Here is a 25,544-nt window from a genome sequence, read left to right on the forward strand (position 1 = left end):
TGGTGCAACTTTCGTGTAATAGGTAGTGCTCACTCAGGAGGTTACGGTGGGTACTAAAGTTTGGTCGAAGTAACGAGCCAAGGGGACCCTATGAAGCGCTTGTCTCACCGTTCGCCTTGTTTTTCTGTCTCGGTGTTTATGGGCATTTGCCGGACGCGAGTTTTCTCTCCCCTCGTGTTGATGTCAATTCTTTCCTCTGCGGCCTTTGGAATAACGCCTAAACCAACGCCAACTATCACGACATTGGCAATCTCAGCGACTTCGGTCCCCTATAAGACACCAATTACTTTGACTGCAACCGTCACAGCCGGAAACTCGCCAATCAGCGCAGGTCTGGTGCTTTTTTGTGAGGCGACAGCAAAGTTTTGCGAAAATAACTCCGCTTTGGGTATTGCGCAACTGACCTTCCCGGCGGCAACCGCGTCCGTAAAGATTGGCAGCGGACCGATTGGAAACCACAGTTATAAAGCAGTGTTCAGGGCAAATAATACTTATGCTACTAGTGAGTCGAATACAGTCACCTATGCCGTCACGGGGACTTATGCTTCGAGCCTGACGTTGACCTCTGCAGGTTCCATCGGAAACTACAGTCTCACAGGAACGGTTGCAGGTTTTGGGTCGCTAAATACGGGCCCCAGCGGTAGTATTTCGTTTCTAGACACCAGCACAAGTAACAGCCTGCTTGGTACTGAGAACCTGACTGTATCTACGCTTTCAACAACCTTTCTTCAAAATCAGCCATTCGCGATAGGTGGAAATGGAACAACTTTGAGGTCAGTGGCAATTGCGTCGGCCTATCTCGATACCGACAATAACCTGGATGTCGTAACCGGAGATGCTGCGCAGACGATCTCTGTACTTCTTGGAAACGGGGACGGAACCTTCCAGCCAAAGGTAAATTATGCCGGCTGTGTCGTAGGGAAAGCTCTCCAGATTCTCCTTGCCGATTTCAATCGAGACGGCGTCACTGACATTGCCCTAGGTTGTTCCGATGGCACGAATGGTGGTCTCGTGATCATTCTTGGCAGCGGGGACGGCAAATTTCAGGCGCCGGTTTATTATCCAACCGGCGATGTCGCGAGTATTGCCGTAGGAGATTTCAACGGTGATGGTCTTCTGGATATCGCGCTCTCCAATAGGTCACAGCAGAACGTCACAATTTTTATTGGCGATGGAAGTGGTAAGTTTGTCCCTGAAGCGGTGACTCTTCTCACTCCTGCTCTCGCCCATGGCGTGGTTGTTGCAGACTTCAACCTGGACGGCCACGACGATGTGGCCTATGCGGTCGATACTTCGTCGCCCAACAGTTCGTTGTCGGACCTCTATCTTGCCCTTGGGAATGGCGACGGCACATTTCAGGTGCCAACATCTCCAGTGGCGACCAAGATAGGAGAATTCCTCACCGCGGGTGATACAAACGCCGACGACTTCCCCGATATCGTCTCCAGTTCAATTACTCGTCCAGGTAGCGGGAACAGCAATATTGGCAACAGTCTTTTCGTCCTTCTTGGAGATGGAAAGGGAGATTTTACGACCACGCCCTATGTCTCTGACATCCCATCAGACCCCCACCTTGCTGATGTGAATGGAGATGGAATCCCTGACATCATCGCAGGAGGTAGTACCGGCGCTCTCGTTTATCAGGGCAATGGCGATGGAACTTTTCAGAATTATCAGGAGCCTGGCATAGGTGGCTTCGCACTCACATATGCCGTAAATGCAGGAGACTATAACAACGACGGCAATGCGGATCTCATTGGAACCGATGCGGACACACCACGTGCAGCTGTTTCGCTGAGTCAGGTTCAACAGTCATCTGTAGCCTCCGCCCTCACTCAGGTCGCTGTCTTTCCACTTGGTAGTGGCGTTCATCAAGTGGATGCGAGTTACTCTGGCGACTCTATATACGTAGGTAGCGTCTCAGCCACTGTCCCACTTACTGCCGCACCCGTAAATACGACACTTGCTCTGACGGCGTCTGCAACTTCAGCTATTTTGCCTGGGCAGGCTATCGTGTTGACGGCTGTCCTGTCCCCCTACACAGTCGGGCCGCCAACCACGACGACTAACAATGAGCCAATAAAATTCTTCACCGGTACCACTCTGCTTGGCTCTGGAAGCCTGGTGAACGGAGTTGCTACGCTAACGACAACTACGTTGCCGGTGGGAGCCGATGCCCTCACTGCCGTATTCGCTGGAGACTCAAACTACAACCCCAGCAATTCGAATACGGTAACGGCCACAGTTTCTAATGTCTTGCTAAGCTCGTCGCTCAATCCGTCGATTTATTTGCAATCTGTTACCTTCACTGGAACTGTAGCTACTGGAAAAACTGGAACAATAACCTTTTTCGACGGCACGACGAGCATCGGAAGCGGCATCATATCCGGCACAACCGCGACGTTCACAACTTCTAGTCTCTCAGTAGGCGCCCATAATATAACCGCGCAGTATGGCTCTAACAAATCCCCTGTACTTGTTCAGGTAGTCAATAAGGCGACACCAACCGTAAGTGTTGTAACTTCTGGACCCAGCACTTACGGTGACACCGTTACGATCACAGCTTCGGTTCCAACTGATGCGACTGGCACGATTGTCTTTACGAGCGGGACCCTCTCGCTTGGCTCGGGAGCCATCACCGGTGGCACAGTAGCAGTAACTACGACGCTGTTGTCGCCACCAAGTGATCTCATCACTGCCACTTACAGCGGGGATGGCAACTACAACTCGGCCGTGGGAACTACTACCCAGACTGTAACTAAAGACAGCATCACATCGACCTTGACATCTTCAGTCAATCCCTCATTGCCAGGAGGGGCAGTCACCTTTACAGACACGCTGTCGGCAAACTTGGCTGGTACGGTCTCGTTTGCGAGCGGCTCGACCCTTCTGGGGAGTTCAACACTGGCGAATGGTGTTGCCACGTTCACGACCTCAACGCTTCCTCTTGGCAATAACGTCATTATCGCGACATATGGTGGCGATGGAAATGACAATTCTTCCAGTTCTACCTTGACTCAAGTCGTTGCGAAGCTAAGTCCATCGGTGACAGTTGCCACCTCCGGTCCGAGTATTTATGGCCATTCCATCACAATTACTGCATCTGTGCCGACCGGTCCGACTGGCACGATTACGCTCACAAGCGGTGGTGTGACCTTGGGATCAGGCACTGTAACATCAACTTCCGGAACAGTCACGATTTCGACCGCGATATTGCCAGTAGGTAGCGATCTGATTACGGGAAACTACAGTGGAGACAATATTAACAACTCGGCGACGGGTTCCACGACTCAGACGGTAACGAAAGCGTCCCCCACTGAGGCGCTCTCGTCGTCGATCAATCCGTCTGTGGCGAATCAGTCGGTGGTCTTTACAGCGTCTGTTTCGTCCACTGCAACCGGCACCGTGACCTTCATGATCGGTTCGACCACTCTGGGAACATCACCCCTGACCAACGGGGTGGCAACGATAAGCAGCACAACGCTGCCAATCGGTTCCGACACGATTACTGCCACTTACAATGGCGATACGAATAACAACACAGCGACGGCGACTCTGACCCAGACTGTGAATAAGGCGACACCGACGGTGATTGTTACTACCTCAGGCTCCAGCACGGTTGGAAGTCCTGTCACGATCACGGCGACGGTCCCCCCTGGTACAACCGGCACAATAACGGTCACCAGTGGCGGCACGACCTTGGGATCTGGGACAGTAAATCCGACGACCGGAACTGTAACCGTCACTACGACGACGCTTCCGGTAGGCAGTGATCCGATCACCGCCTCTTACGGTGGCGATACGAATGACAACCCAGCCACCGGCACTACCACCCAAACCGTGACCAAGGCCACTCCGATCGTTACTCTAACTTCCTCGGCGAACCCATCTGCGGTGAATCAGTCTGTGACCTTTACTGCTTCGCTTCCATCTGGCGTGACCGGCACGGTGACCTTTACCAGTGGTTCAACTGTTCTCGGCACTTCAACAATAACGGGTGGAGATGCAACTATCTCCACATCTACCCTGCCGACAGGTAGCGACACGATTACCGCCACCTACAACGGAGATACCAATAACAATTCCGCAACCGCTAGCCTCGCACAATCCGTCGGGAAAAATACGCCGCCCGTGACGGTGACCACCTCTGGATCCAGCACCTACGGTGGTTCGGTCACGATTACAACGACTGTTCCCCCTGGTACAACCGGAACAATCACGGTCACTAGCGGCGGCACTACGTTGGGATCTGGCACAGTAAATCCGACGACCGGAACTGTAATCGTTACCACGACGACGCTTCCGGTAGGCAGTGATCCGATCACAGCTTCCTACGGTGGCGATACGAACAACAATCCCGCAACCGGCTCAACTACCCAAATTGTGGCAAAAGCAACTCCTTCTGTTAATCTGACATCTTCCACTAATCCGTCTGCTTTCAATCAAGCTGTAACGTTCACAGCCACGCTTCCGACCAGTGTAACTGGCACAGTGACCTTCACCAGTGGTTCAACTCTTCTCGGCACCTCAACAATAACGAGTGGATTTGCAACCATCTCCGCTTCTATTTTGCCGATAGGAAGCGACGCGATCACCGCCACCTACAACGGAGATGCCAATAACAACTCCGCAACCGGTAGCCTCACACAATCCGTCGGGAAAAATACGCCGATCCTGCCTCCGCCTGTTGTGTCGTCATCTAACCTACCCATCGATACGCCCGAGACTATTACCGAGACAGTCCCAACAGGCGTTACTGGTACAGTTACTTTCTCGAACGGTACGACTCCATTAGGATCAGCGACCATTGTGAATGGTGTTGCAACTATTACAGTTCCATCGCTTCCATTCGGAGTTAATTCCATTACTGCGGCCACCTCAGGAGACGCGAATAATAATCCTGCTACGTCACCACCTACTCTTGTAACGGTAGGAAAAACAGCCACCGTTGTAACCCTAACGTCGTCCACTAATCCATCGGCAATTAGTCAATCTATAACCTTCTCCGCTGCCGTACATCTTGGGGCAACTGGTTTGGTGACCTTTCTCGACGGTTCGACCACTCTAGGCACTGGAGTAGTCAATACTTCAGGAGTAGCGACTTTTTCTACATCCGCATTGACGATTGGGTCTCACCCCATCACTGCATCTTATGGGGGCGACTCGAGCTATAGCCCATCTATCTCCTCTGTGTTAGTACAGGTCATCAGTAAGATCCCAACCGTTATTACTATCGCTGAGAGTACGCCTGCCCAACTCATCGAGACTGGGATTACCTTTACCGCCACCGTTACTGCTTCGAGCCCAAATGCTACTGGAACGGTAACGTTTATGGATGGCACAACGATACTGGGAACAGCTATTCTTACCTCGAATGGGGGTGTCGCAGTGTCGCTTAGCACCAATGCTAATGCGGCTCTCCTTACTTCCAAGCTGGCTACGGGCTCACATCAGATCATAGCGGTCTATTCGGGAGACAGTTCCTTCGCACCCAGTACATCAGCTCCCGCGAACGACGTCGTGGAAGATTTCACGAACACAAACAGTGGCCCCGCTAGCCAGAACATCTTCCCAGGAGCGACTACAAGCTATAACTTCAGCATCGCTCCCGTTAGTGTCACAACCTTTCTCAACGATGTGGCACTAACAGTCACAGGCTTACCGCCAGGCTCAACCTATACCCTTACTCCATCCACGGTAGCTGCGGGCAGCGGAGTCACGGGAGTTGTTCTCAACGTTCAAACCAGCAACTCTCTCCGTGCACAGGACCATCCGTTCCAAGGTATGCCTCACAAAAGAAACGAACTGCCGATCGCTGTTGGGATGCTTGGACTTCTAGGACTCGGAACAATCCGAAAGTTTCGAAAGAAGATGCCTCGTACTTTGATGCTCGCCCTACTAGCACTCGGCTCTCTTCTACCAATCGCTGCACTTAGTGGCTGCGCAGGTGGGTATTTCACTCTTACTCCCACAACTTACACTGTCACGGTAACCGGTGTCGAAGGTACCGTCCAACATGCCGCAACCGCTACTTTGATCGTTCAGTAGGAGAGGAATGATGCATCTTCGAAGCGTCCTGCTTCTAATACTTCTATCCGTCTTGTCCGGGGTTCTGCATGCCCAGGCCATATCAATGGGTGGAATCAACGACGACATACCGCGATTCGAGGTGGGTGCCAACTATAACTACTTCCACGCGAACGCTCCCCCGGGCCAGTGTGGTTGCTTCTCGCTCAACGGAGGCAGTGGAACGATACTTATAAACGTGACCCCCGTATGGGCCGCAGTAGCCGATATCGCGGTCGCACACGCTAACAACGTTGATAACACTTCTCAAAACATTACGATAGTTAACTATCTCTTTGGTGCGCGGTACACTCGTCGAAATTCAAGCCGTTTCGTCCCTTATGGCGAAGTACTGTTTGGGGGAGCGAAAGAGGATGTCAATTTTCAATTCACGATCAATCGCAACTCGTTTGGGTTAGCTGCAGGAGGAGGCGTAAGCACTCGACTCAAGCGAAGACTGGGCTTGACCATTGCTGAATTTGATTATGTCTACACGCAGATCCCCAACGCCGCGAACGACCGTCAAAACAATATCAGAATTAGTACAGGTGTCACCTATAACTTCGGCCGATAGCTTGAATCGACGAGCAGACCCTAATGTCGATTCTAAAATGGAACCGCTTTTTCTCAACCCCAAGGCTCGACGGTGAATCTAATAGGGTTGGCTCCAGCACTAGCTCTTTTCTATCCAGCTTCGGACATTTATAAAACGCAACGCATACACAACGAAGCCCGCTACCAGGATCAGCCCGGCTGTTCGCATCTCTCGCAGGAAGTTCGGTCGCGAAAAGAGAATGAAGACAAATCCACCCAGCGCCAGCATCACGGGCAGGGGGTACAGCGGCATCCGAAATCCTCGCGTCTTGCGCTCGCGGCGGTGCTTTGGTAGTAACGTGGCCGTTCCCTGCAACAGAAATTGAAACAAGATACGAATCACTACAAGAGTCGTGATGACTTCCTGCAGTCTGAAGATGCAACACATCAGCGTTATGCCGCCGAGGGTCAAAAGGGAGTGCATTGGAACTCGATGTTTCGGATGTACAGCTCCAAACCATGAGGGGAAGTTACCGTCCCGTGCAGCAGCAAAAGGAATTCGCGAATATCCGAGCAATAACGCAAACACGGATGCAAGCGCTGCGAGGGCGATTAGCAGAACGATCACTCCGGCGGCGGTATGCCCGTAAAGTTTCTCCATGAAGACTGCCATCGTGAACATGCGAGCATGGCTGTCGGTGTTCTGTGCCATCTCTCGCCATGGGAGTACGCCAAGAACGCTTATGTTCATCAGCAGATAGAGCGTCGCGACAACGCCGATTGAGCCCAGCACGGCACGTGGAATAGTCCTTTCGGGATCGCGGACTTCTGCGCCGAGGAAGCATACCCCGTAGTAGCCCCAATAATCGTAGGCAGAGATCAGCATTCCATTCCCGAGTCCGAGGAAGAACGCAGGGCTGAGGTGAAAGGCCCCAGCAGGGAAGTCGAAGGCCAGATGCGGGCTGAAGTGGGTAAATCCAACCACAATCAGCAAGACAAGCGTAAGACCTACGGTAACTCCAAGCCAGCGTGCGATTCGACCGATGGCGAAGATGCTGCGGTGCAGTACGATCACGGCGGCTGCGCATGCGCTCATTGCAATCAGTGTCTGTCCGCTCAGTACCACCGGAACACCGAGAAGCGACGTGGAGGCGAATGGGCGGCTCGCGTTCGGGAGGAAAAAAGTGAGGTATTGTGCGAATCCGATACACCCGGAGGCGATCGAGAGGGGGGCACTGATCAGGACCTGCCAGGCGTAGAGAAAGGAAAATGCCCGCCCCCAGCTCTTCTCTCCGTAGAGGTGCTTCAGGTAGGCGTAGGAGCCGCCGGCCTCAGGGTACGCAGTGCCTAGTTCGCTCCAGATCAGGCCGTCGCAGAGGGAGAGGAGGGCGCCCATCAGCCAGCCGAGGATCGCCTGCGGGCCGCCCATGACCCCGACGATGATGGGCAGTGTGACGAATGGGCCGACTCCGACCATGTCGATGACGTTGAGGCCCAGCGCTGCTCCGGTGGAGAGGCCGCGATGGAGCTCCCTTGCTTTGGGCTCGGAGTTCATCCGGCGCTGGCCACGATCCGTTTGCCGAAGAGGGCTGTCCCGACGCGGACGCAGGTGCTGCCCTCTTCGATGGCTACCTGGAAGTCGTTCGACATTCCCATGGATAGCTGCGTGAGCTTCGGGAAGCTGGCGAGCGACTGGTCTCTCAGCTTGCGGAGGTCGCGGAAGTAGGGTCGCGCGAGTTCTGCGTCCTCGGACCACGGTGGAACTGTCATCAGGCCTACCGCTTCGACCGACTCTAGCGGCTCGATTGCGGCGAGCAGGGCGGATAGTTCGGCTGGGTTGAGTCCGTGTTTGGACTCCTCGTGGCTCAGCTTCACCTCGATCAGGATCGGTAGCTTCTTTCCCAGTGCTTTGGCGGCTGCGTCGAGCCGTTGTGCGATCTTCAGCGAGTCAACTGCGTCGATGGCGTGGAATAGCTCGGCTGCGCGGGCGGTTTTGTTGGATTGGAGCGGGCCGATGAGATGGAACTCGGCGTCGTTCAGGGCTGCGAGGCGCTGGGATTTTTCCTGAAACTCCTGCACCCGGTTCTCGCCGAAGAGGCGCTGACCGGCGGCGTAGGCTTCGTGGATGACCTCGACCGGGTGGATCTTGCTGACTGCCATCAGGGCTACTTCGCTGTCGGAGCGGTTGGCTCGGCGGCAGGCTCCGTGGATCTGTTGGTGAAGGTGTTCGAGGTTTCCGGCGATGGACATGCTCTTTGCATCTTATCGTTTAGCTTCCCATTGGATTGACAGGAGACCGAAACGAACTATGTGGACCATCTTTTTGCTGATTGGTTCGAATATCTTTATGACCTTCGCCTGGTATGGGCACCTGAAGTTCAAGGAGGTGCCGTTGTGGAAGGTGATTGTGGTGAGCTGGGGCATCGCCTTCTTTGAGTACTGCCTGCAGGTGCCGGCCAACCGGATCGGGTCGAAGAGCTTCAGTCCGGATCAGCTCAAGGTGATTCAGGAGGTGATTACGCTGACGGTGTTCGGCGTGTTTTCGACCTTTTACTTCGGTGACAAGCTGCATTGGAACCACTTTGCGGCCTTTGGCTGCCTGATCGCTGGTGCGTTTTTCATGTTCCATAAGTTCTGAAGGAACTGCGCCCTGCGCGGGCGGCGGTCACTTCGTGACTTGTATACCCCTTCGGTTGGTCCTCCCGTTGGTCGGAGACTAATCTCGCCGCCGACCAACGGGATGCCGAGGCGAAGCCGGTATACACCCCACGAAGTGGGCGCGGCCCGCGCAGGGCGCCCGTCCGGCAGGACACAGCCTCGATCCCCACCCCACCCCCCTCCTATTACAAAGCGTAACTTCTTTAGATGGAGTGGTTTACAGAGGGGGTATTACCTGTAAAACATTCCATCTAAAGGACTTGCTTGCAGAATACTGTTTCTAAACGGGTTATGCCGGAAAAGACAAATACAGGGACCCTTCCCCCTTCGGCCCAGGGGTCAGGATGACAACCTTATTTTGCCTCTGTAACTAGTATAGAGAATTGGATATAACTTATACGCCACGGCTATCTCTAAGAATAGGAAAGAGTTAGATGGTTTGTGGGCTTGACAGCTGGTTTGGGCGAAATTTGGGGCAGTCGCACCATGGCTCACTCGGGCAGTTTAACCCGAGTAGCCTTTTCGTGGGATGGGTCATCAGCTTTGGTGTTGGCGTGAGGGCTGGCGAGTACAGTGCGTGATAGGAATTTGATTCGTAATCGCAACAGGTTACTTCAATGGAATATTGAAATGATTGAATTTGTGACGTTCGATTTCCGGGCAAGGTCCAAAGAAGTCTGCCGTTCGCCACGCTACCCCGTTCTATGGTAATTTCGGCAGTCTTCACGTTTAGCAGGTCGTTGTTGTCTATTAGCAGCACCTCATCACCCACCGTAACGCTATAAGGTTCGCGTAAGTAGAAGATGTCATCTTCTCTTGAGCGGTGCCGAGTCGATATGTGGCGCTCCAATCTGTCGTTACGGAAGCGTGCCCCTTGTTGAGTATCCTTGCCAGCATGAAGAAAATGGTCAGGTCGTAGCTAGCGTCATACAACGGAATCGTTGTTCCGACTAGGAAATCGAACTTGGGGGATTCAATACGAGCAAGGGCCCCTTCCTTTTCATCTCTTTCTTTCGACCACGCCTGATAGAACCCGAATGCAAAGAAGAACACCCCGCTTGCTACTAGCCACGAAGCGGGAACGTTCTTTTCTTTGTAGTGCTCCCAGACGGCAATTGCGAACAAGGCGACAGCGAAAATCACGCTACCACCTCCAAGCAGTCCTGCAGTTCTAAGAAAATCAAGCCATCTCGGTATCCGCATGAAAGGAAGTGTCTCACTAGCTACTACCTTGCGTCACGGTGATAATCTCCGAATAGTAATGAGAGACGGTGGTGATTGCTTTTGTTTTGTGGACTTGAGAGGGTGTTTTGCAGGTTTTTTGATGGTGTTGCGTGGTGGGTTTCTTGCTTTGAGAGGAGAGATGAGAAACTGCGACCGTGCATCGGGATTCTCATCTACTGAGTGAACCATGTCTCAACGTTACCTTCGATTGGGCCAGATCAACGAGGGGTTGGTCATATCGTCGAACGGAGCCTAGCTTTCTTGGTTGAACCCTCGTCCTTCTTCAATCGCATCTTCCGAGCGTTTCGATACCGTGATTTCCGGATCATGTGGCTGGGTGCGTGTGTCTCTACCATCGGCACGTTTGTGCAGCAGTTCGCGCAAAGCTGGCTGGTCTACGACCTCACAAGAGATCCCTTTTATCTCGGACTGGATCTGTTCCTGGGACAGCTGCCGATCATGCTGTTTTCTCTGTTCGGTGGTGTCTTTGCTGACCGGCTGGACAGGAGGAAGATGCTGCTGTCGTCGCAGTACATCCAGATGATCTGCGCCTTTACCTTGACGTTGCTCTTCGCTACCCATACGGTCAGGGTCTGGCACATCCTGACCTTGTCTTTCGTCGTTGGGGTTGGGCAGTCCTTTGGCGGACCAGCCTACTCCGCGCTGTTGCCAACGCTGGTGGAACCTCAAGACCTTGCCAATGCAATTTCGATGAACTCCATTCAGTTCAATCTTGCGCGCATCATCGGCCCGACACTCGGAGGCCTCGCGTATACCGCCTTTGGAGCGACCTGGTGCTTCGCATTGAACGGCGTCTCCTTCGTTGCGGTGATCCTTTCTCTGTTCGCTATCAAGACGCAGTTCGTTGCACCTAAGACACAGATGTCCGTCTTGAAGAGCATGAAGGAGGGAATCGGATTTATTAGAGATCGGGAGGGTTTGACTCCGCTCGTCGTGCTGGCGTTTTGCACGACTCTGTTCGGTTTTTCTTTGACTGGATTTCTCCCGGTGATTGTGCGGACGATCTTCCACAGAGGCCCCGGGACCTATGAGCTTTTGCTGGTTTTCTCAGGTGCCGGATCGATTTGTGGAGCTCTGCTGGTCGCGGCGATGGAGAAGCTGAAAGGTCAGGCGCGTCTGGCGGTGCTTGCCCTTTTCGCGCTTGGGCTTGCGACGGCCGGATTTTCAGTATCCAAGTGGCTTCCAATCTCTTGCGTTTTGATTTTTCTTGCCGGCGCGGCTGTGATGGCATCTGCCTCGCTCATGTTGTCAGTCGTTCAACTCATTGTTGTTGACTCGATGCGAGGGAGGGTGATGAGCGTCTATAGTCTGGCGTTTCGCTCTGGGATACCACTAGGCGCGCTAATTCTGGGGAAGCTGATTCCACTCCTGGGCATCTCGATCGCTGTGGGGGGATTCGGATTGTGCCTGGTGGGTGTGGCTGGCTACTTTCTCATCGTCATGACCAAGCTGCCGACCTTTCAACGAAAGGCATAGGAGTTACTGCCTGCCGAAAGGAAAGACAAATACGGGGATCCTTCGACTGCGTGGCTCACAAAGTGCCGTGAGCCACTTCGCTCAGGATGACGACTTCAGGGGGTGCTCAGGACGACGACATTGTTAGGGATTTGATGACGACGTCGTGGGGCGCTAAGGATGACGGCGTTTGGGTTAGGGAAGAGGCTTAGTCGGCGACCATTAGTTCGCCGGGGACGATGGGGCGGGTGCGGGGGAGAGTGCCGCGTTAGGCGGCAAATCCCATGAGGAGGAGGGAAGCGGCGAAGATGGCTAGTTTTGTGAGGCTGGCGGCGCGGGTTGCGGGGAGGGTCTTCCAGAAGAGCAGCAGAAGTGCCTGCGAGATGGTGACGGCCCAGACAGAGCCGTAGAAGTAGCGGCGCTCCGTGCCTTCGCCTTTGGTGGAGGGCCTGACGCGCGGCAGGACGCCTATCGCGCCGAGCATGAGGATGGTTGCGCAGAGAGGGAAGTAGGCGTAGCGGTAGATCTGCTGCATGTACCAGTGGCCGGTGGCTGCGGCGATGAGGAGTCCGCTCAGGTTGAGGAGGGCGAAGGTGAGGACTGCGCTCCAGGCGAAGGTGTAGCAGACGCGGCGGTAGAGGGGGTTGGGCTTGTCCTCGTCGAAGCGGAGGATGTAGGGGCGCGGTTCGGAGCCGGGGAGGCTGCCGCGCAGCGCGGCGATGCCGGTGCCGGTCAGGACGGCGATGAGCCATGCGAGGTTGCCGCGTCCGAAGCCGTGGGCGAAGAGCGAGAAAATCAGCGGGCCGGGGGCGAGGAAGAAGACCCAGATCCAGATGGGCCAGTGGGCGAGGCGGTAGAGTGCGGTGTTGCGTTCGCGGATTTTGCGCTGCTGAGCATATTCGAGCTTGCCGCTGTATTGCATATGGGTGAGTCTCGCAGGGTGTCGGGGGCGGGTCAATCGACCCGGTTGATGGTTTAGGGGCCGTGTCCTCCTTTACTCATTTGGGAGAAATAGAGTCATGAGTGATCAACGGGCGCGGAGCTTCGCGATGCACTGTACAAGATAGCCAAGGCGGCTGAATAGAAAGCCATCCAATGTCCGGAGAATCCTCTCCATACTGCAGCGGGAGGATTTGCTCCATTTCCTCCATTGGGAGCATTGACCATGAACAAAAGGAAGTTGACCACCGCATACCCTCCAAATGCGTAGACCATGTAACGCATCCAATCAGGGGAATTTTTTAAGACGACCTTCCAAAAATCCTTGCGGTTCATAGTCCCAACGAGTCTTTGGGCAACAAGCACTGCAGGGAGCCACACGACGAAGATTCCAATGTGAAGAATCCAGAAAAAGGATTCGGGGGCCACGCGCTGCCCCATCAGAGCGCCGAGGTGGACCCACAAACTCAATACGAGACCGACGACGGAGAGAACAATAAAGATTGGAAGAAGAGAGCTGATCAACGACGGTATTGACCTTGGTGGTGGCAACGAGGCGGGAGGTACAGGTGTGCGGCTCTGGAGCAACAATTCGACATCGCGTTCGAGCAAAACAGAACGTGAAGGCTTTTCCGGGTTGTAGTGAACTGCTACTGCCTTACCTTGAAGATTGCGGATGAATTCTTCGGCCTCGCCTGCGGTAGGGATGTCGCGAGTGTAACGGCCAGAGTAGCTGACGCCAGCGAAAGAATAGGAGTACAGGAGCTCGGCTAGGTAATGGCCACTTTTGACGGATAAGGAGAAGTTAGGTTTCGAGATTTGTGCAGAGTCGATCCGGCCATCGGCAAGTGGCCAACTCTCTCCTCTGCCACGTTGTATCCAGCGCCAAGCTGGTTTAGCTGCGCCGATCAAGGCGAATGCCGCCCACACATAAACCACCCAAGGCCATGTCGAAGGACTACTCCAGACTATCGGACCTGCAACCGTCATCGTGTGTCGGTTCTCCCGCGAAGATTGTCCCGGATAGCTTAGTCGATCAACGGCCGTGTTCTTCGAGGTACTTTTCGACCTCGAGGGCGGCCATGCAGCCGGAGCCGGCGGCGGTGATGGCCTGGCGGTAGCGACGATCCTGGATGTCTCCGCAGGCGAAGACGCCGGGGATTATCTCGCCGCTGAGGGTGGTGAAGACGTTGTTGCGCGTCTGGATGTAGCCGTCGGGGTCGAGGTCGATCATGCCGCGGAAGGCTTCGGCGTTGGGAATGTGGCCGATGGCGAGGAACATGAAGGCGACGGGCAGAACGTACTGCTCGCCGGAGAGCTGGTTTTTGACGCGGAGGCCTTTGACGTCTTTGTCTTCGACGCCGAGCACCTCTTCGACGATGGTGCTGGAGAGGAAGCGGATGTTGGGATGAGCCATGGCGCGGTCGAGCATGATCTTGGAGGCGCGGAACTTCTCGCTGCGGTTGAGGATGGTGACCTTGGAGGCGAAGCGGGTGAGGAAGAGAGCTTCTTCCATGGCGGTGTCGCCGCCGCCGATGACGGCGATCTCTTTTCCTGAGGCGAAGAAGCCGTCGCAGGTGGCGCAGGAGGTGACGCCGTGGCCGATGAGGGCCTGTTCGGAGGGAAGGTTCAACCAGCGGGCGCTGGCACCGGAGGCGATGATGAGAGTGCGGGTGTGGATGGTCTCCTTGCCGAGGTTGAGGGCGAAGGGACGTTTGGTGAGGTCGATGGAGCTGAGGTGGGCGAGGCGGAGTTCGGCTCCGAAGCGGATGGATTGCTTCTTCATGTTCTCGATGAGGTCGGGGCCTTGCACGCCCTCGGGCCAGCCGGGAAAGTTTTCAACCAGTGTGGTGATGGAGAGCTGGCCGCCGGGCTCATGGCCTTCAAGGACAAGCGGCTTGAGGTTGGCGCGCGCGGTGTAGATGGCAGCGGTGAGTCCGGCGCAGCCTGAACCGAGGATGACAGTGTCGTGCGTTATGTTTTCGGGCATATTAGCTCCACTAGTGTAAATGCGCCACGGACGGAAAAGATGCAAAGCGGGGTTTTTGGCGGGATTAGTGAAACAATTGAGGCTATGGCAAACCTGACCTTGGTGTATGGAATGAGGCTGTTACCTGCGGATGAGATCGCATCGGTGGGCGAGGCGCCCGTAACCCTGAAGAACGGCAACGAGGCGCATGTGACGCTGCATGTGCTGGAGGGCAGCCGGGAGGAGATCGAGGCGCAGCTGCGGATGAGCATCGACGCGTTCTTCGACTTCTATCCGGAGATCTAGCAGCGGGGTGCGCAGTGTCCGAAAACAGGACACCCGTTCGTAACGTGACTCTCCTGACGAAGAACAGGGAGAGGGCGGAGGGACGGGATGGCCTGCACGGCTGGAATGCTGCGAGTTTTTTTTCGGCTGCGCGCCGTTACGGTGGCTGCGCTGCTGGCGGCTTCGATGGCCTGGGGTCAGACGGCGTCCTCTGCAGGATCGCAGACGGTTACAGATGTGCTGCACGAGATGTCGGACCGGGCAGGCGTCATCTTCATGGGGCAGGTGCTGGCGGTGCGTCTTCCCGGCAGTGCTGGGCCGGCGTCGGGGATCGTCGAGGTTGACTTTCGCGTCGATCAGGCGATTCTTGGGTGCAGAACCGGCGAACCGTATGTTTTGCGGGAGTGGGGTGGGCTTTGGGCCGGCGGCGGTCAGCGATATCGTGTGGGGCAGCGTTTGTTGATGCTGCTGCATGCACCGAGCGCGGGTGGGATGAGTTCGCCGATTGGGGGACTTGATGGAGCGATCCCGATTCGCCAGAGCGCGGTGGCGGGTCCAGTGATGGCGGGTGCCATGGCGGAGCGTGCCATGGCGGAGCGTGCCGTGGCGGAGCGTGCCGTGGCGGAGCGTGCGGGGGGGCCGCCTTCGTCGCCGTTTGTCGACCTTCGCTGGCTGGGTGCGAAGGTGCGGCGGACGGTCTCTTATCGCAGTGAGGCGGTTGGGCACGCGAATACGTTCTCTCAGCCGGGTGCGGCCGAGCGTCAGGCCGGGCAGGTGGTCGCGGCGGGATCGAGCGTGAGTGATGTGTCGATGGTTCTACCGCTGGGGTACACCAGTGCGGCGGATGCGTCGGTCCCCGCGCCGCAGGCTTCGGTGGATACGGTGCTGGGGCTGTTGAACTCGTGGCAGAAGGCGCAGCATGTCACGCCCTGACGCCAGCTCACGAACTCGATCCGGGATTCGACTGCAAGCGCTTTGCACACTGGCGATCTTCTGGTTCGCGAGCGCGGCGACGGTTTGGGCCGGAGGGCCGCGCTGGGTGACTGGGCCGCCGTACTTTACGACGTCTGGGGTTCCTGTGGTCTGGTATACGAAGCAGCCGCTTTATTTCACGGATCCCGGCGATCTGAGCTCGAGCGTGAACCATGCGGCTGCGGATGCTCTTGTGGCTGCTGCGGCGTCGGTGTGGAATGTTCCGACCGCGAGTCTGGTGCTGGCGCAGGGCGGTGCTCTGGAGGAGCATGTGAGCGGAGCCAATGCTTTTCTTGGGGCGAATGGGCCGATCTTTCCGGCGGATGTCGAGAGCAGCAACTACCTGGCCAAGCAGATTGCCGTGATCTACGACAGTGATGGTTCGATCACGGATCTGTTGCTGGGCAGTGGAGCGAGCGACCCTTCGGGATGTCGGCAGAATGGAGTGACCGAGAGCGTCGATTCGATTGTGCCGGCTGGATTCATTCAGCACGCGGTTCTCATCCTCAATGGTCGGTGCACCGGGCCTGCTCCTCAGATGCAGATGCAGATGCAGTATCAGTTGATGCGGGCGTTTGGCCGCGTGCTTGGACTGGGTTGGTCACAAACCAACGACAACGTCTTTACCGACAGCCCGCAACCTACTGCCAACCAGGCGCTGTACTGGCCGGTGATGCATCCGATCGATATCATCTGCGGCCCATACACCTACCAGTGCATGCCGCAGCCGTTTACCTTGCGGCCGGATGATCTGTCGGCGCTGGCGGAACTTTACTTTATTCCTCAAGGGACGGCGGGTCCGGGGAAGATGGACAGCTTGCTGAATGCGAATGAGCTTAACGGTCATCAGAACTTTCCCGGCGTGGAGGGGATGCAGGGGGTGAACGTAGTCGTACGTCGATGGGCGCAGTTCACGCTGCCGGCGCAGATTGAAGACTGGTATGTTGCTTCCGGTGTCTCGGGTTCGCTGTACCGTCAATCGAATGGCAATCCAGTGACGGGCACGGATTCGTCCATGGCAGGGAGTCAGGGGACCCAGGATGCCTGGTACCAGGGGTATACCTTGATTCAACGAGTACCGATGCTTCCCGGCACCTGGCAGTTTCTGATTCTCGAGACCGAACCTGTAAATCCGCTGTATACGGGGCAATACGCGGTGGGACCTTATATCGCCAATACCGTGGCACCCTCTGGCTCGGACCCGGTGCTGACCGAAGGAATCTACGGCAGCTACGCCCAAGCGTATTTGGATTGGGCGACCGACAATCCGATGACCGCCTGCAACTCTGGCGCGGACGGAACGGAAGCTGCTCCTACGGCAGTGCCGGCGCAGGGATGGTGGCAGGATCAGCTTTGCGGGTATGGGCACTCTGCCTGGTCTTCGCTCTCGGTCAAAGCCCATCGCTCGTTGACCATTGAGGTTACGGCGGAGGATGAGCAAGGGTTCGCGAGCAGCGTAAAGGCGATGCCGGTGATTGGCGTGTGGAACGCGACCGATGCGCTGGGCTCTTTACCTGGGATTGCCGGTACGGGCGAGGCCTTCAACGGCGAGAGTAACGGCATGACCACGCTGACCACCTCCTTTACGCAACCGGATCAGTTACGAATAGCGATCGCCGATCAGCGCGGAGACGGACGACCTGACTTTAACTATAGAGCTCGCGTGCTCTATGCAGATTCGTTGAGCCCCGCTATGGTGAGCGCGGCGGGAGGGACGGTCACGATCAATGGGATGGGCTTTCGCACTGGGAATACAGTCACGGTGAATGGGGTTGCTGCCACGGTTTCGAGCTGGACTGCGAACACGATTGTGGCTCTGGTGCCTTCGATTCATGCGCTGGGTTCGACGACCGCGCTGGTGGCCGATGTTGTGGTGACGGATCTGTCTACGGGGGGGACGACGGTGATGACGCAGGCGCTGAGCTATGCTGCGCCGGTGCCCGTGCTCAGCCTGGTGAGTGCGCCGTCGGGGCTGTTGCAGCTTGGGGTGAATGCTGCGACGCCGTTTGCAGTGAAGGTGTTGAACGGAGATGGGGCGACTCCGGTGGTGGGCGAGGCTGTCACCTTCAGTGCGACGGCGGGCACGGTGCAGTTCGCCGCTTGTGGAGCGGCCAGTTGCACCGTCAACACGGACGCGAATGGCATGGCCTCGACGCTGGTGACTCCGTTGAGCACGGGTCCGGTTACACTGCAGGCGGCTGGAGTCGATGGCACGGCGGTTGCTTCGTTTACGGCGGCGGCGCGCGTCCGAACGGTGACCGCGGTGCAGGCGATGGAGTACATCGCAGCGGGCGCAACCTTTGCATGGACGCCACAGGTCAGCGTAAGCGATAACTTTGTCTCGACTGCGGGGGTGGCGGTTGGCTGGCAGACAACTTCGGGAGCGGTCTCGGTGGCGCCGTCCAGCTCTGCGGTGAACTCGCAGGGGATCGCGCAGACGGTTGCGACGGCTGGCCCTTTGGCGGAGGGTGCCGAGGCAACGCTGTCTGGCTGCGCGTGGACGAACGTCTGTGCTTTGTTTACTACGGAGGGCGTGGACCTTGCGGACTTGCGTGTGATCGCGGTGAGCGGAGTCAATCAGATTGTGTCGGCGAATGGAACGATCGCACAGGTTGTTCTGCAGGTTACGGACACGGCGTCTCATCCTGTTGGGGGCGCGGTGGTTCAGATCTTTGAGACTGTGAACGCGTGGCAACCGGCGTGCCCGAGCCGGGGACGGTGTCCGGTCGCGCCTGTGCTTGCCTCTTCGCAATCTTCTGCTGTCTCGGACGCGAACGGTTTGTTGACGATTGTTCCGCAGCAGATCCCGGGCATCGCCGAGACGACGAACCTCGCTGCGGCGACTGGCACACAGGGCTTTCTTTCGCTTGCTTTGCAGAAGCAGCCTTGATCTTCCTTCGCCCGCTTTTCTGTAACTCCTTTGGGAGAAGACCGTCGAATAAAGCAGGAAAACTCCGGCAAAGCCGAACGGCTCAATTCGGCATCAGATAAGGTACATATCACACCGAGGAGCTTGAACGATGGCGGTATCAGCGGCAACAGGAAGCGGACCTGCACGAAAGCGAGTCGTGATTGTGGGTGGAGGCTTTGGCGGGGTCAATGCGGTGACGGCTCTGGGCAAACTTCCGGTCGACGTCACTCTGGTGGACCGCAGAAACTATCATCTGTTTCAGCCTCTGCTTTACCAGGTGGCGCTGGCGGTGCTCTCTCCGGCCGACATTGCGCAGCCAATCCGTTCGCTGGTGCGGGATCATCCGAATGTCGATGTGCTGATGGATGAGGCTGTCAGCTTTGATCTGACGCAACAGCGTGTTCGTCTGAAGACCGGCGTGCAGCTTGAGTATGACTATCTGATTCTTGCAACGGGCTCGACACACTCTTATTTCGGCAGAGACGACTGGTCCAAGCTTGCGCCTGGACTGAAGACGGTCGAGGACGCGACCGAGATTCGGCGGCGGGTGCTGCTGGCCTTTGAGCTGGCGGAGCGGCAGATGATGGAGAAGGGAACGCATCCAGCTCTGAACTTCGTGATCATTGGCGGCGGCCCGACTGGGGTGGAGCTTGCCGGCGCTATCAGCGACATTGCGCAGCTTTACATGACGCGGGATTTTCGTCATATCGATCCTTCGATGGCGCAGGTTCTTATTCTTGAGGGCGGACCGCATATTCTTACGGCCTATCCGGAAGATCTACAGCAGAAGGCTCTCGAGCAGCTCGCCGAGCTGAAGGTGAAGGTGCGCACAGGCGCTCATGTCAGCGATGTGCAGCCCGGCTATGTGATGGTTGGCGAAGAACGCATCGACGCGGTGGTGACGCTGTGGGCGGCGGGCGTGCAGGCCTCGCCGCTGGGCAAGATGCTGGGCGTTGAGACCGACAAGCGCGGTGCGGTGTTTGTGGATGGGCATCTGAATCCGCCGGAGCATCCGGAGATCTTTATCTGCGGCGATCTGGCTCACTTCGAGCAGGACGGCAAGCAGGTGCCCGGTGTGGCGCAGCCCGCGATGCAGATGGGCCGTTATGCCGCCAAGCGTATCGGCAGGCTGGTGGCCGCAGACCTTGGCAGCGATGGAAGCGGCAGGGACGAGCAGTTTCGCTACTTCGATAAAGGGGACATGGCTACGATCGGGCGCAAGGCGGCGGTGGCCGATATCAAATGGCCGTTCAAGGGCCATTGGAGCGGTTTTCCGGCGTGGATGACTTGGCTGGTGGTTCACATCTTTTTTCTCATCGGCTTTCGCAATCGGCTTAGCGTCTTCAGGCAGTGGGCGTGGACGTATCTGACCTTCAGCGATGGTGCGCGGCTGATCACCGGTTCGCAGGAACTGCCGGGGTGGAACTCGCAGGAGGACCTGGTTGGGGCTATGACGAAGCCGCTGGATATGAACTCGCCTAAGACCTGAGCGGGCAGCGGAAATGGAAAGAGCCGCGCGGTGGCGGCTCTTTTTCGGTAAGGGTGGAGTTCGTTGTTATTTTGCGGAGTCTTCGATCTCTTTCCACTCGGCCGCAGACAGCTTTACCTCGGCCCCGGCTACGTTCTCTTCTAGATGCTGGACCGAAGTCGTGCCTGGGATGGGTAGCATAACCGGGGAGCGGTGGAGCAGCCATGCGAGGGAGAGCTGAGAGACGGTTGCGTTGTGTCGCTTTGCGGCGGCGTCGAGCTTGCCGCCGGGCTGAGCGAGTTTGCCCGCCGCCACGGGGAACCAGGGGATGAAGGCGAGCTTGTGTTTGATGCAGTATTCAACGACGTCTTCGTGCTGACGATCGCCAATGTTGTACTGATTCTGCACGCTGACGATCTCGACGACCTTGCGGGCCTGGTCGATCTCGTGAGGCTTTACCTCGCTCAGTCCGATGTGGCGGATCTTGCCCTGCTCCTGGAGTTTTTTGATTGCGCCGAGGGACTCTTCGACAGGCACCTTTGGGTCGATGCGGTGCAGTTGCCAAAGGTCGATGCGGTCGACTTTCAACCTGCGCAGGCTCATTTCAACCTGCTGAGTCAGATACTCGGGACGTCCTACCGGCAGCCATTTGTTAGGTCCTTGCCTAGTCAAGCCGCCTTTGGTTGCGATGACGACGCCCTTCGCGTAGGGAGACAGGACTTCTCCGATAAGCTGCTCGCTCACGTCAGGGCCATAGGCATCTGCGGTGTCGATGAAGTTGATGCCGAGCTCGACGACGTGTCGCAGGACTTTTTTTGCGCCTTCGATATCTTTTGGCGCGCCCCAGATTCCGTCGCCGGTGATCCGCATCGCGCCGTATCCCATGCGGTTGACCAGGAGGTCTCCGCCGATCGAAAATGTTCCGCTTGCTTTCGCGTTTACCGTTGAAGTAGCCATACCCTATCGGATGCTGGCTGCAGGGCAAAGGTGCATGGTCTCGCCCTCTACGAGAATTTTTATTTTTCCTTTAATGCCCAGTCGTTCGGCTTCTGCTTCGAGCCTTTGTAGAGGCTCTTCCATTGGCTCTCGGCCCAGACGGAAGGTGCCGTAGTGCATCGGCACCATTTGCTGTGCACCCAGTTCAACGAAGCCGCGTACGGCCTCCTCTGGGCTCGTGTGAACCGAGCGGTATGTGTCGGGAAAGTAGGCGCCGATGGGAAGGAGGGCGACTTCGGGTTTAAGTTTTGCGCCGATCTCGCTGAATCCATCGAAGTAGGCGGTGTCGCCGGAGTGATAGACGGACTGGTCGCCGCCTTCGACGACGTATCCGCCGTAGCCGCGGTGGGTGTCGCGAAACATCCTCGCTCCCCAGTGTTTGCAGGGAGTCATCGTTACTTTGAGGCCTTGCACCTCGATCTGCTCCCACCATGCCAGACCGTGGATTCTGGAGAAGCCTAGTCGTTCGACGAGATCCTCCACGCCGCGGGGCACTACGACCTCTGGGGTCTGGCCAGTCAGCCTGCGCGTTGCGCGAATGACGCGGCGGAGGGATGCCATATCGAGATGGTCCATGTGCGCGTGCGTGAGAAGGACGATGTCGATGGGGGGCAGCTCCTCGACCATGACGCCGGGATGCCGCTGCCGGCGGAGTACGATCAGGCGCTTTGAAAATACGGGATCAACGAGCAGCTTTCGTCCGTGAACCTGCAGGAGAAAGGAGGAGTGCCCGATAAAGGTGACTCCGAGCTCGTCTGGGTTTACCAACTGAACTGGCCGGGGTGTCCCGGTCATCGGCTGTTCGTGGCTCTCGCGCACTAGTCGCCAAAGCTGCTCCATCTTTCTTACCGCAAACGGGCGGCCTCGCCATGTTCTATGCATTCATCTCACCAATAATTGGATGCTCGATCGTGATGTTATGCACTATAAGCCGGTGGAAAACAAGGTTTCTGCGGCTACCTCTTCGGGGAGGCAAGGCATCTACCTTGCCAGAACGCCCGCTGTAAATGACTCGTTATGTTTACCCAACGAGCCAACCAGGGCGAGGGAGCACCGCTATTCCTTCCGAGGGACCCACATTCGATCCGGCTCACGGCACTCGCGTAGAGCGGCGCATCTGGGACCTTGTGTCGCGTTCTCCGCTCCACTCCCTGTGGAATCTTGAGGGGATTCCGATCAAGGTAGTCGCGAAGCATACCTGGAGCGCTTTCTTTGACGATAATCTCGTCGGACGGGCTGCGGAGCTAGGTTTCTACTTTATCTTCGCGCTCTTTCCCAGTCTAGTTACCGCGACGGCGCTGCTCGGGCTCGCTGCGCGGTCGGCTTCGCATATCTACTACTCTCTGCTGGGGTATCTTTCGATCGTTCTGCCACACGATGCGATGGGAATGGTGCTCGATACCTTCAACCAGACGACGGCCGCTACGACCAGCGGGAAGCTCACCTTTGGCCTGGTTGCGGCGATATGGAGCGCATCTGTTGGGTTCTCCGCAATTCAGGATTCGCTGAATGTTGTTTATCGGGTCAAAGAGACTCGATCGTATTTTGCCGCAAGATTCTCTGCGATTGGCGTGACCATTCTGCTGATGGGGCTGGTTACGCTGATGCTGGCCTCGCTGCTGGGTGCGGACTTCTTCGCCCGGCTCGCCCATTTGCATATCTACGATCATTTTGTGGCATCGCTCACGGCGGTTACGGTGCGCGGGCTTGGCTGGCTGCTGGCCTCGGTTCTGTTGTCGCTCTTCTTTGCGGTCATCTACTACTTCGCGCCGGATGTGAAACGGAGCCAGTGGCATTGGCTTACTCCTGGTGCGGCCATCGGTATCGTAGGGTGGGTACTGGCTTCGATTGGTCTACGACTGTATGTTCATCTTTTCAATAACTATTCGGTGACCTACGGCTCGCTCGGCGCGGTGATTATTCTGCTTACGTGGTTTTACCTCACGGGCCTGATGTTGCTGCTGGGGGCTGAGATCAACAGCGAAATAGAAGCCGCCGCCGCCGCGAAGCGCTTGCTCGTGCTGGAGCAAAACGATCTCGCGGCGGCGACGGCTTCTGCGATGCATGTGCCGGATTCAAGTGCTCCGAAGCCTGCAGCTTGATGCAAGCGAACCTTACTTCGTCGCAGGTTTCAGGATATCGTTCAGTCGATCGGGGACCGACGGGACGCGCTCCAGCGTTGGATAGCGCTCGCCTTCGTGATAGTCGAGTTTGACTACCTTGTAGTAGCCAGTGTTCAAGACGATCAGCTCGGCTGACGGACCGGAGTCCTTCGCATCGTGTATCGCGGCCTTGAGCACATCGGGAGTGTAGGCGCGACCATTGACAGCGACGATCTTCATCCCGGGGCCAACGCCGCTCTGGTCGGCGACTCCGCCCTTGAGAACGTCGGATACATTGCCGGCTTTGTTTGCGTGCAGGCCGATGGAGTACCAGAAGTTGAAGGATTCGGACTGCTGATCTTCGAGCGTGCTCCACGCGTTCGGCTTGTCGGTGTAGGTGAGCTTGTAGCCTCCGTTTTCGAGACCACCCAGCGGCGCGTGGTAGGAGTTTGAGTCGAGGCGAGTTCGCAGGAAGGTGGCCCAGTCGTTCGCGACCACGCTGTTGAGGCCTGCGACCACATCGTCGAAGGTGTAGGGAACGACCTTGGGTGCTGTGTCTCCGCCGAGGCCGTGGAACTTCGCGACAAAATCGTCGATGGTTTTTTTGCCGTTGGTCATCTTGCGGATGGTGGTGTCGACGTCGAGCCAGACGAGTTCGCCTTCGTCGTAGTAGTCCACGCTGAGACGCCAGTTGTCCCATCCGCCACCTGTGGAGTAGAGGATCTGAGCGGCGGTTGCGGTGTCCTGAATGTCGCGCCAGGTGCGGCCGGGACGGTTGTCATATTCGGCGGCGATGGTGGAGAGCCGCTGCTTATATTGGTCGGGAGTCCAGATGCCGCAACGCGCGGCGAGGACATCGCCGAGGTACTCGGTCAATCCTTCATACACCCAGAGGAGGTCGCCCTCCATCGGCTTCTGGTAGTTGCTGGTGGCGAGGCCTGCGGGGCGGCGGTACTTTCCGTTCCAGCTATGGGTGAACTCGTGCGGCAGCAGCAGGCCGTCGAGCACGAACTCGCGATCGTCGGTGAAGGTGGTTGCCATGACGCGGTCGTCGCTGGACTGATGATGCTCGAGGCCGAAGTGCGCGACCTCATCGCTGAGCGTGACGAGGAAGTGATAGGAGCCGTAGTGGCGGGACTTGTAGAGAGCGCCGGTCTCGCGCACCAGCTTGTCGAAGTCGGCGATGTGCTCCTTCGACAGATTGAGCTGCTCGGGGCCGTCGGCGGCCATGTCGAGGTAGTGCTTCGGGGAGATCTCCGGGGCGAGGGGGATCTCGCGGAAGTAGCGGCCGGCGAGGACGGGGGAGTCGATCAGTTGCTCGAGGCTGACGGTCTTGAAGGTTGAGGTCTGACCTGAGCCTCCATCTTTGTCCAGCGCGGTTCCGAGATTCCAACCGCTTGGCAGTTTTACGGATGGAGTGAACATGACCTGGCTTGCGTCAGTGTCGGCGGGGTAGACGAGCAGCGTGTTCCAGCTGAGGAGAGCGAGGTTTTCGCTGGTCGATCCGCCTGCGGAGAATCCCGAGAGAGCGGAGGAGGCGAGGAAGTCGATCTTCATCTCAAGCTGCGTGACGCCCTGCGGTACGGTGAGGTGATAGGCGAACATATCCACCTTGTCGCGCTCCCACTTTACGGGCTGGCCGTTGGCGGTGATGAAGAATCCGGCCATGTTCTCGATGGGGCCGGTGGGTCCGTGCTCGCCCGGAATCCACTTGGGATAGACGACGGTCAGCGGTCCGGCGGTCACCGGCATGACCTCGGTTGCGTGAAGGATCTTTCGGGGAGCGTCTGTGAGATCGACACTCAAGGTGATTGGCGCGGTCTGCGCCCCTGCTACTAAAGTGCAACCCGTCGCGGCCAGAGCTGCTCCGGCACACTTCTTCCACCAGCTCATCATTTGTTTCGCCTCTCCGTACTGCTGTTGTTGTAACGGGAACAAGTCTAA

Annotated in this window: 18 protein-coding genes; 9 read left to right on the forward strand and 9 right to left on the reverse strand. The window is 57.0% G+C overall.

Going from position 1 to position 25,544, the window contains the following annotated elements; all coding sequences use genetic code 11:
* The first annotated feature begins 90 nt into the window (after nt 1-90).
* Entirely contained in the window at nt 91-6,048 is a 5,958-nt protein-coding gene (locus HDF10_RS01485; protein ID WP_183809786.1) for a beta strand repeat-containing protein, read from the forward strand.
* Between the two features lie 7 nt (nt 6,049-6,055).
* Nucleotides 6,056-6,640: an outer membrane beta-barrel protein gene (locus tag HDF10_RS01490; protein WP_183809789.1), complete on the forward strand. Its 585-nt coding sequence runs from the start codon at nt 6,056-6,058 to the stop codon at nt 6,638-6,640.
* A 99-nt stretch (nt 6,641-6,739) separates the two neighbouring features.
* Here the strand turns inward: HDF10_RS01490 and HDF10_RS01495 are convergent, their stop codons facing one another.
* Nucleotides 6,740-8,155 (reverse strand): APC family permease, encoded by a 1,416-nt coding sequence (locus tag HDF10_RS01495; protein ID WP_183809791.1) that lies wholly within the window; start codon nt 8,153-8,155, stop codon nt 6,740-6,742.
* Nucleotides 8,152-8,850 carry a YggS family pyridoxal phosphate-dependent enzyme gene (locus HDF10_RS01500; protein ID WP_183809793.1) on the reverse strand — a complete coding sequence of 233 codons (699 nt, stop codon included), beginning with the start codon at nt 8,848-8,850 and terminating at the stop codon, nt 8,152-8,154. Before HDF10_RS01500 ends, HDF10_RS01495 begins: the two co-directional genes overlap by 4 nt.
* Nucleotides 8,851-8,908: 58 nt before the next feature.
* Here HDF10_RS01500 and HDF10_RS01505 point away from each other — a divergent pair, with 58 nt between their 5' ends.
* The gene (locus tag HDF10_RS01505) at nt 8,909-9,238 is read left to right on the forward strand and encodes a DMT family protein (RefSeq protein ID WP_183764529.1); all 330 of its coding nucleotides are present in this window, start codon (nt 8,909-8,911) and stop codon (nt 9,236-9,238) included.
* A gap of 770 nt (nt 9,239-10,008) precedes the next feature.
* On the opposite strand, the gene HDF10_RS01510 is transcribed toward HDF10_RS01505, so the two are convergent.
* Nucleotides 10,009-10,401, reverse strand: a complete 393-nt coding sequence (locus HDF10_RS01510; RefSeq protein ID WP_183809795.1) for a hypothetical protein — start codon at nt 10,399-10,401, stop codon at nt 10,009-10,011.
* A 342-nt stretch (nt 10,402-10,743) separates the two neighbouring features.
* Here HDF10_RS01510 and HDF10_RS01515 point away from each other — a divergent pair, with 342 nt between their 5' ends.
* Nucleotides 10,744-11,979: an MFS transporter gene (locus HDF10_RS01515; protein ID WP_183809797.1), complete on the forward strand. Its 1,236-nt coding sequence runs from the start codon at nt 10,744-10,746 to the stop codon at nt 11,977-11,979.
* 247 nt (nt 11,980-12,226) lie between these two features.
* Here HDF10_RS01515 and HDF10_RS01520 read toward each other — a convergent pair whose 3' ends face one another.
* The 3 genes from HDF10_RS01520 to trxB form a co-directional block, all read right to left on the reverse strand.
* Nucleotides 12,227-12,880: a hypothetical protein gene (locus HDF10_RS01520; protein WP_183809799.1), complete on the reverse strand. Its 654-nt coding sequence runs from the start codon at nt 12,878-12,880 to the stop codon at nt 12,227-12,229.
* A gap of 95 nt (nt 12,881-12,975) precedes the next feature.
* Complete coding sequence (locus HDF10_RS01525; protein WP_183809801.1) at nt 12,976-13,887, reverse strand: DUF3592 domain-containing protein; 912 nt, start codon at nt 13,885-13,887, stop codon at nt 12,976-12,978.
* A gap of 46 nt (nt 13,888-13,933) precedes the next feature.
* Entirely contained in the window at nt 13,934-14,887 is a 954-nt protein-coding gene (gene trxB / locus HDF10_RS01530; RefSeq protein ID WP_183809803.1) for a thioredoxin-disulfide reductase, read from the reverse strand.
* Nucleotides 14,888-14,971: 84 nt separating this feature from the next.
* Here trxB and HDF10_RS01535 point away from each other — a divergent pair, with 84 nt between their 5' ends.
* From HDF10_RS01535 to HDF10_RS01550, 4 genes are all read left to right on the forward strand, one after another.
* Nucleotides 14,972-15,172, forward strand: coding sequence for an allantoinase (locus tag HDF10_RS01535; RefSeq protein ID WP_179586134.1), 201 nt, complete (start codon nt 14,972-14,974; stop codon nt 15,170-15,172).
* Between the two features lie 87 nt (nt 15,173-15,259).
* Nucleotides 15,260-16,084 carry a hypothetical protein gene (locus HDF10_RS01540; RefSeq protein ID WP_183809805.1) on the forward strand — a complete coding sequence of 275 codons (825 nt, stop codon included), beginning with the start codon at nt 15,260-15,262 and terminating at the stop codon, nt 16,082-16,084.
* Nucleotides 16,071-19,013, forward strand: coding sequence for an IPT/TIG domain-containing protein (locus HDF10_RS01545; RefSeq protein ID WP_183809807.1), 2,943 nt, complete (start codon nt 16,071-16,073; stop codon nt 19,011-19,013). The genes HDF10_RS01540 and HDF10_RS01545 overlap by 14 nt, the downstream gene beginning before the upstream one ends.
* A 130-nt stretch (nt 19,014-19,143) precedes the next feature.
* A complete protein-coding gene (locus tag HDF10_RS01550) occupies nt 19,144-20,523 on the forward strand; it encodes an NAD(P)/FAD-dependent oxidoreductase (RefSeq protein WP_183809809.1) in 1,380 nt (459 codons plus the stop codon).
* Between the two features lie 66 nt (nt 20,524-20,589).
* Here HDF10_RS01550 and HDF10_RS01555 read toward each other — a convergent pair whose 3' ends face one another.
* Together HDF10_RS01555 and HDF10_RS01560 are read right to left on the reverse strand one after the other, a co-directional pair.
* Complete coding sequence (locus tag HDF10_RS01555; RefSeq protein WP_183809811.1) at nt 20,590-21,459, reverse strand: aldo/keto reductase; 870 nt, start codon at nt 21,457-21,459, stop codon at nt 20,590-20,592.
* A gap of 3 nt (nt 21,460-21,462) precedes the next feature.
* Complete coding sequence (locus HDF10_RS01560; RefSeq protein ID WP_260177536.1) at nt 21,463-22,380, reverse strand: MBL fold metallo-hydrolase; 918 nt, start codon at nt 22,378-22,380, stop codon at nt 21,463-21,465.
* Between the two features lie 245 nt (nt 22,381-22,625).
* Between HDF10_RS01560 and HDF10_RS01565 the strand changes: the two genes are divergently transcribed.
* Nucleotides 22,626-23,600, forward strand: a complete 975-nt coding sequence (locus tag HDF10_RS01565; RefSeq protein ID WP_311732627.1) for a YihY/virulence factor BrkB family protein — start codon at nt 22,626-22,628, stop codon at nt 23,598-23,600.
* 12 nt (nt 23,601-23,612) lie between these two features.
* On the opposite strand, the gene HDF10_RS01570 is transcribed toward HDF10_RS01565, so the two are convergent.
* Nucleotides 23,613-25,496: a M61 family metallopeptidase gene (locus tag HDF10_RS01570; protein WP_260177537.1), complete on the reverse strand. Its 1,884-nt coding sequence runs from the start codon at nt 25,494-25,496 to the stop codon at nt 23,613-23,615.
* Nucleotides 25,497-25,544 lie beyond the last annotated feature (48 nt).

Source organism: Tunturiibacter empetritectus, assembly GCF_014201375.1.
GTDB lineage: Bacteria > Acidobacteriota > Terriglobia > Terriglobales > Acidobacteriaceae > Edaphobacter > Edaphobacter lichenicola_D.

Bases quoted from the DNA above. Each gene is read 5' to 3' on its own strand.
- HDF10_RS01505 (WP_183764529.1), top strand. From the start codon at position 8,909: ATGTGGACCATCTTTTTGCTGATTGGTTCGAATATCTTTATGACCTTC.
- HDF10_RS01570 (WP_260177537.1), bottom strand. From the start codon at position 25,496: ATGATGAGCTGGTGGAAGAAGTGTGCCGGAGCAGCTCTGGCCGCGACG.
- HDF10_RS01545 (WP_183809807.1), top strand. From the start codon at position 16,071: ATGTCACGCCCTGACGCCAGCTCACGAACTCGATCCGGGATTCGACTG.
- HDF10_RS01535 (WP_179586134.1), top strand. From the start codon at position 14,972: ATGGCAAACCTGACCTTGGTGTATGGAATGAGGCTGTTACCTGCGGAT.
- HDF10_RS01550 (WP_183809809.1), top strand. From the start codon at position 19,144: ATGGCGGTATCAGCGGCAACAGGAAGCGGACCTGCACGAAAGCGAGTC.
- HDF10_RS01555 (WP_183809811.1), bottom strand. From the start codon at position 21,459: ATGGCTACTTCAACGGTAAACGCGAAAGCAAGCGGAACATTTTCGATC.
- HDF10_RS01540 (WP_183809805.1), top strand. From the start codon at position 15,260: ATGGCCTGCACGGCTGGAATGCTGCGAGTTTTTTTTCGGCTGCGCGCC.
- HDF10_RS01525 (WP_183809801.1), bottom strand. From the start codon at position 13,887: ATGACGGTTGCAGGTCCGATAGTCTGGAGTAGTCCTTCGACATGGCCT.
- HDF10_RS01495 (WP_183809791.1), bottom strand. From the start codon at position 8,155: ATGAACTCCGAGCCCAAAGCAAGGGAGCTCCATCGCGGCCTCTCCACC.
- HDF10_RS01560 (WP_260177536.1), bottom strand. From the start codon at position 22,380: ATGCATAGAACATGGCGAGGCCGCCCGTTTGCGGTAAGAAAGATGGAG.
- HDF10_RS01490 (WP_183809789.1), top strand. From the start codon at position 6,056: ATGATGCATCTTCGAAGCGTCCTGCTTCTAATACTTCTATCCGTCTTG.
- trxB (WP_183809803.1), bottom strand. From the start codon at position 14,887: ATGCCCGAAAACATAACGCACGACACTGTCATCCTCGGTTCAGGCTGC.
- HDF10_RS01485 (WP_183809786.1), top strand. From the start codon at position 91: ATGAAGCGCTTGTCTCACCGTTCGCCTTGTTTTTCTGTCTCGGTGTTT.
- HDF10_RS01500 (WP_183809793.1), bottom strand. From the start codon at position 8,850: ATGTCCATCGCCGGAAACCTCGAACACCTTCACCAACAGATCCACGGA.
- HDF10_RS01520 (WP_183809799.1), bottom strand. From the start codon at position 12,880: ATGCAATACAGCGGCAAGCTCGAATATGCTCAGCAGCGCAAAATCCGC.